Origin of the sequence: Nocardioides sp., assembly GCF_025964975.1 — a bacterium.
Classification (GTDB): domain Bacteria; phylum Actinomycetota; class Actinomycetes; order Propionibacteriales; family Nocardioidaceae; genus Nocardioides.
This window is the reverse complement of sequence record NZ_JAOPXV010000172.1, coordinates 1-6,072: the sequence shown is the minus strand read 5'-3', so window position 1 is coordinate 6,072 and position 6,072 is coordinate 1. Positions and strand designations below refer to the sequence as shown.

The window sequence follows — 6,072 nt, the reverse complement described above, 5'->3', positions numbered from 1 at the left end:
GGACTACTCGACTAAGGTCTCGCGACGGCCCGTGTGCGCTCATCACCGCTCGGTCGACACCCGCGGCATCCAGCGACTCCTCCACCTCGAGCGGCGGAGCGCGCCAGTGCGGGATCGGGTTCGGGCGACCGCCTACGCAACGAATCGACGCGCGTGTGGTCGCAGAACGGGGTTGTCCGGAGCGCCGAGTCGTGTGCCGATTCCGGTCGTGTGCAGCGTCCCGCAGCTCAAGTCGGGACCGAGAATGGGGCAATGGAGGAGAGGACGTGGCCTGTCTTGGTAGGCCTGGTGTGCAGGCTGGCCGTGTTGTCGCCCGACGACGCGCCCGCCTGGTTGGCGGGCGAGGACGCCGAGATCGTGCGCTGGTTTGAGTTCCCGCGGCCTTCTCGTGCTGAGGACGTTCAGAAGGCCATCACGGCATGGCGCCAGAACTGGCTTACTGACGGCCCGATGCGCCAATGGGGGATCTGGCATGAGGGGCACCTGGCCGGGGGCATCGAAGTCCAAGATCGAGGTGACCGTCGCGCGAATCTCTCCTACGTCGTATTCTCCGGGCACCGACGTCGAGGACTGGCGGTGGATGCGATCCGTCTGGCGACGACGTGGGCGCTGGCACACCTGCCGATAGACGCCGTCGTAGCTGTGATCGATGTAGAGAATGTCGCTTCGCTGGCCGCGGTCGAACGATCCGGCTTCGCGTTGGAGGGTCTGGCCGAGCGGTGGGAGTACGACGAGACCGGGCCTTCTCGGAGATACGTCTTCCCGCCGTCGTAAGAGCGTGGCCGCCACTGGACGCGAACCGCCTCTCGATTTCGGTGCTTGCAGGATCGAAGAGATCCGGCCGCCCTGCCCGCGTCAGCGCGCGGGCAGGGTGACCGTTCTCGCTTAGTCGGTCGCCATGTAGTAGTTCACAAGCGGGACGCCGGTGAACCCAACTGCTTCGTAGAGGGCGCGCGCGGGTGCGTGCCCAGGGTCGCCACCGGTGCCTACATTGATCAACGCCAGCCCTTGCTCGCGGAGCCGCTGGATAGCGAACTCCATGAGGGCCCGGCCGCGACCTCGGCGCTGGTGCTGAGGATGCACCGCAATCATCTCGATCACCCCGAGCGATTCGTCCTGGTCTCGCATCAGGACGACGAAACCCGCGATGGCGTCGTCGGCCGTGACCGAGACGAAGGACTCGGCGCTGTCGGTCAGGCAGCTCTTCCGAACGCTGTCGGCTTGAGCCATGCGCCAGTTTGGGCGGTAAAGCAGGTCAAAGATCGTGGCCCCGAGAATGTTCTCAAACGAGATGAAGACCGGCTCCCACGCGAGTAGCGACAGGTCGACCACTGCGTCCAGATCGGCAGGGTCAAGGGGTCGGATGTGGTGCGACGAGGCGGTGGTGCGGGACTGCTTGGGCATGCGGATGCTCCGTTTCATGACGGCGAAGTCGATACGTGTCACCTATCGACAGAGGACGCTGAAAGCGGCGGAGCGATGTGTTGCAGAAGGCCCGCCGCTCAGGAGCGACGGGTACGTCCAGCAACAGCGCTGCAGATGAAGGCCATGAGGTCAGGCTAGCTGAAAAGCGTCGATGTCAATGACCTGCGATGTGAGACCTGTCCCCAGAAACGGTCGGCTCGCGGAGCGTGCCAGTACGGGATCGGCGTACGGGACGGCCCTTCCCCACGTTGATTGCCCAGTGGCGACCGGGTCGCGGCCAAATCGGATTACCTTGCAGCCCCGCGGCTCCAGCCCGTTCAGAACGGGACGAACGTCGCCATCAGCGCCGCGCCTGTGGCGCGTCCGGACAGGGTCCGGCAGAACTGTTCGGCGTCGAGGCGGATCGCCTCACCGGATGCACCGGACGACCACTGGCCGCCCGCAGGACCCGTCAGGACGAGGTCGTAGGGCTGCCCGTGCCGGAGGGCCCACTCCGCGACCACATCGGCGACGACCACGCCGTCGTGTTCGCGGGTCAGTTCCATGGGTCGACCCAGCGCGTGGGCGATGTCGCTGCGGTGCATCCATGGGTCGCGCGTCAGGATCGTGTCGGTCAGGAACCCGACCTTCCAGCGCTCCGGGCTCGCGCCGTCCGGCCCATCGTCAGTGATCGTCATTGCCCGCATCAGCGCTGGTCGGCGTCGGCGCCCGGCGACCGCCTTGGGTCCGATGCGCTGGACGGCATCAACCAGGTCCGGGACGCTCAGTTGCTCGTGCTTGCGTACCTGGTGGTCGGTGAGCTCGTTAATTTGGGGCTTCCCCGACCTCTTCGCGGCGCGGGAGGCGCGGGTCAATTGGCGTGCCATCTCGGGAAGCGACGCCGCGAGCTCAGCCATCCCGAGCGTGTGCCCGGCCATGTCGCGGATCGTCCAGCCGGGACAGCTGGTCGGCGCCTGCCAGTCCTCCTCCGCCAGGCCAACGAGCGTGTCAGCAAATCGGGAGTACTCTTCGGCCGCCAGCGCCATGGCGGTCTCATGATCGAACCGGGTGTCATGGGTCGTGGTGGGGTCTGCGACCTGCGTGGGCATTGAAGTCTCCTCAGAGTCCGAATTGGTCAGCGAGCATGCCGATAGCCCGGTCGAGCTGTCGCGCGTAACGGTTGCCACCAGGATCGTTTGCCAGTTGGGCATCGACGAGACCCCCGACGACCGCCGAATAGAGGTCAAGGTCCGCTTCGGCAGTGACCCCGATGAGGGCTAGGTGGACCCGGCCCAACTCCCAGACAGCGAGCGAGGGCGCGTACGCCTCCGGACTGGGTTGGAAGTCGGCGCTGATCCGGGCGTTCATCAACTGGTTACGGGCCTGGTCGGCGACGGCGTACTTGAAGTACGCGCGACCCATCACTGCCATCGCCTCACGCGGGTCGCTGGGAACGCCGTCCGTGGCGGCGCGCAGTGCGTCCAGACAGCCCTGCCACGCTTGGCCGAACATCGCGTCGTAGATGGCGTTCTTGGACGCGAAGTGCGAGTAGAGCGAGGGTGGACGCATCCCGACACGGTCGGCCACGTCCTTGAGGGTGATGGAGGCAATGCCCTTCTCGTGGGCGACTTCCCACGAGGCGTCAAGGATCTCCCGACGGGTAGCCGAACGACGTTCGGCAGCCCTATCGCGCGAAGGACTAACTAACATGATTAGGAGGATCCTCGGTGTCCTTGCTCTTGTCAAGGGACTACGGCTCGCCATTGATCGATGGATCCGCGTCTGCCGGTTGAGTGCGTTCCGGTCAGCGATCCCTCTTCTGGGACGAGCGGATCCGCCGAGATGCGTGCGGGGCATCTACGCTCCACGGCGTGGTGCAATGAATCTGTGACTCGACTCCAACGCGCACCCGTGCTGTTGGTAGCGAGCTTGCTGATCGTTGCGGGGTGCACAAACGCTTCAAGCCCAAGTGACGCCCAGCGACCCACAGTTGCGGGCCGCACACCGCCCGCATCACCCCCAACTGCAGGGCGCTCGGTCCTGGAATGCGGCGCGGCCAGCGGCGAGCTGCCCGACGAAGGTCGAACAGTCGTGTTTGACGCCGTCGCCTTGCCCGACTCAGCTACCACGCCGGCACTGCAAGCATGGAGGCAATCCGCTACTCCCCGACCGTTGGAGCGCTTCTTCGCCAAAGACGGTCTTGGCTTCAAGGCCGGAAGTGAGTGGAGCCTGACGGTCTCGCCGGATGCTCAAACTCATGTGCGCATCGGCTGGGGCTCTCCACCCACGCCGGGCACTGTCGTCATGTCGCCGGTCGGGTGCCGCGTCCCGGCCGATGCCGAGTGGATGTGGTACCCCGGCGGGTACTGGACCGACAAGCCAGGATGCTATTCCGTTGTTGTTCAGGTGGGCGTCCAAGAACAGCGCGTAGACGTCGGCATCGGTGAACCCTGTCCAGGCCAGGAACCAGCAGTCATCCCTCCTCCTTCGTGAGGCATGCAACTGAGCTGTCCCGCCGTGCATCACCCGGACCTGCCGCGATAGAAGTGCGTCTCAGTGGAGGATCCGCTCGCGGTGATCGGAGTCGGCGCCGCGGTGTCGTCGTAGGGCGCCGCACGAGGTTCGGCCTGCGGGACGGGGCGCGCCTCTTGACGCGTCTGAGCCAGTCGGCGTTCGGGTCGGGTCGCATGCGGGGCCCCGTCAAACCGGCTCCCCTCTGTTGTCAACCGGTGGTCTGGAGGGTTCTTTCGGCGTCGCTCTTCCGGGGTAGTGATGGTGCGGCCTAGCGTCGGTCGTGCGGGTCGGGGAGTGGCTGATCCGAAATGCCGATGTGCGGGGGCAGGTCGGCCGCGCTGGATTCTTGAGACGCCCCGCAGTGCCCTCCCGGGCCAGGAGAGTCCCGTGGAGTGGTGGAGTTTGAAGACCGGCGTGGTGGCGTGAAGTAGGCGGCCATCGGCGGGATCTTCGGTGTGAAACGACCAAGTCACGCACTGAAGGAGACCCACCGATGGCCTTGTTCCAGTCTGCCCTGTCCGAGCTCCTCGAGGCGTTCCGCACCGGCGATAGCGTCGACATGATCCGTGAGTCGGTCCGCCCCGTGTTACAGGAGCTTGTCGAGTTCGAAGCCGCTGGTGTGATCGGCGCCGAGCGTTACGAGCGCACCGAAGACCGTGTCACTGAACGCAACGGCAGCCGCCCCAGGTTGCTGACGACCAAGGCCGGCGACATCGAAGTCCGGATTCCCAAGCTCCGCAAGGGCTCCTACTTCCCCTCCATCCTCGAGCCGCAGCGACGGATAGACCAGGCGCTGTACGCGGTGGTGATGGAGGCCTACGTCCACGGCATCTCGACCAGGAGCGTGGATGACCTGGTCGTCGCGCTCGGCGCCGACTCAGGGATCTCCAAGTCCGAGGTCTCCCGGATCTGCGAGCAGCTCGACGAGTCCGTGGGCGCGTTCCGCACCCGGGCGCTGGACCACATCGGTTTCCCCTACGTCTACCTCGACGCGACATACCTAGACGTGCCCAACAAGCCCGGCAAGGGCGGTCAAGTCGTGTCGATGGCCGTCGTAGTCGCCATCGGGATCGCCGCCGACGGCTCCCGGGAGGTCCTCGGACTCGACGTCGGCGACAGCGACAGCGAGGATGAGACGTTCTGGCGGGCCTTCCTGCTCAGCCTCAAACAACGCGGCCTGGCCGGTGTGCAGCTGGTCTCAGACCAGCACTCCGGGCTCGTGGCCGCGTTGAAACGGTCCTTCCAAGGCGTCGCACACCAGCGGTGCCGGGTCCACTTCGCCCGCAACCTCCTCGCACACGTCCCGAAGTCCCACGCCGACATGGTCGCCGCGGTGTTCCGCACGATCTTCGCCCAGCCCGACCCCGAGGCAGTCAGCCACGCGTGGGACGAGGTCCGTGACCAGCTCGTTGGGTCGTTCCCGACGGTAGGTCCGCTGATGGACGATGCGAAGGCTGAGGTCCTGGCGTTCACCGCCTTCCCCAAGGCCCACTGGCGCAAGATCTGGTCCACCAATCCGCTCGAGCGGGTCAGCAAGGAGATCAACCGCCGCTCCCGCGTCGTGGGAATCTTCCCCAACCCCGCCGCCGTGATCCGACTCGTCGGTGCTGTCCTCATTGACATGCACGACGAATGGATCGCCGGCAACCGCCGCTACCTATCAGAAGAGTCCACGGCGCTGCTCAACACCACCATGGATACTGGTGATCACGCCGCCGTCGAGAGCGGCGCGTAGGGCACCGAGGACCACCTCAAAGCCCACCACCCCTCGGGGCTCTGTCCAGTATCGCCCACTCGACACAAACCGCCTCCGACCTCGACAAACAGGTCAGAGGCGGTTGTCATTTCGTGCCTGCGGTTCCTGACAGCCGCCAGAGGCGACGAACACCCGCTCTTCGAGGGTGCGGTCTCCGTCCGCGAGAAGGGCTGGCGACCCCGGGGCCAGGAACCACCCAGGGACTCAAGTCCGTGGGCGGCTCTTTCCTGTGACTGGACGGCGTCTAGGTCGCAGGCGGGCTTTCCGCCACTCGATGGGCAGTCCCTGCGTGGTCGTCAACGGTGCTCAATCCGTGGGTGAGCGCCCACAAGACCGCCTTGCTGCGAGAGTCCACCTCGATCTTGCGGTAGCAGCTCTTGATGTAGGACTTGATCGAG

At 65.7% G+C, this 6,072-nt stretch carries 5 protein-coding genes; 2 read left to right on the top strand and 3 right to left on the bottom strand.

The genetic code is table 11. The annotated features are described in order from the left end of the window. The first annotated feature begins 252 nt into the window (after window positions 1–252). Entirely contained in the window at window positions 253–774 is a 522-nt protein-coding gene (locus JWN68_RS13140) for a GNAT family N-acetyltransferase (protein WP_297739616.1), read from the top strand. Between the two features lie 111 nt (window positions 775–885). On the opposite strand, the gene JWN68_RS13135 is transcribed toward JWN68_RS13140, so the two are convergent. The 3 genes from JWN68_RS13135 to JWN68_RS13125 all read right to left on the bottom strand — a co-directional run bounded on the left by JWN68_RS13135 (window position 886) and on the right by JWN68_RS13125 (window position 3,114). Beyond that, entirely contained in the window at window positions 886–1,332 is a 447-nt protein-coding gene (locus JWN68_RS13135; RefSeq protein WP_366519805.1) for a GNAT family N-acetyltransferase, read from the bottom strand. 410 nt (window positions 1,333–1,742) lie between these two features. Beyond that, window positions 1,743–2,513 carry a maleylpyruvate isomerase family mycothiol-dependent enzyme gene (locus JWN68_RS13130; protein WP_297739612.1) on the bottom strand — a complete coding sequence of 257 codons (771 nt, stop codon included), beginning with the start codon at window positions 2,511–2,513 and terminating at the stop codon, window positions 1,743–1,745. A gap of 10 nt (window positions 2,514–2,523) precedes the next feature. Further along, the gene (locus JWN68_RS13125) at window positions 2,524–3,114 is read right to left on the bottom strand and encodes a TetR/AcrR family transcriptional regulator (protein WP_297739610.1); all 591 of its coding nucleotides are present in this window, start codon (window positions 3,112–3,114) and stop codon (window positions 2,524–2,526) included. Window positions 3,115–4,411: 1,297 nt separating this feature from the next. On the opposite strand from JWN68_RS13125, the gene JWN68_RS13120 reads away from it, so the two are divergent. Beyond that, complete coding sequence (locus JWN68_RS13120; RefSeq protein ID WP_297739608.1) at window positions 4,412–5,653, top strand: IS256 family transposase; 1,242 nt, start codon at window positions 4,412–4,414, stop codon at window positions 5,651–5,653. Window positions 5,654–6,072 lie beyond the last annotated feature (419 nt).

Bases quoted from the DNA above. Each gene is read 5' to 3' on its own strand.
- JWN68_RS13140 (WP_297739616.1), top strand. From the start codon at position 253: ATGGAGGAGAGGACGTGGCCTGTCTTGGTAGGCCTGGTGTGCAGGCTG.
- JWN68_RS13130 (WP_297739612.1), bottom strand. From the start codon at position 2,513: ATGCCCACGCAGGTCGCAGACCCCACCACGACCCATGACACCCGGTTC.
- JWN68_RS13125 (WP_297739610.1), bottom strand. From the start codon at position 3,114: ATGTTAGTTAGTCCTTCGCGCGATAGGGCTGCCGAACGTCGTTCGGCT.
- JWN68_RS13120 (WP_297739608.1), top strand. From the start codon at position 4,412: ATGGCCTTGTTCCAGTCTGCCCTGTCCGAGCTCCTCGAGGCGTTCCGC.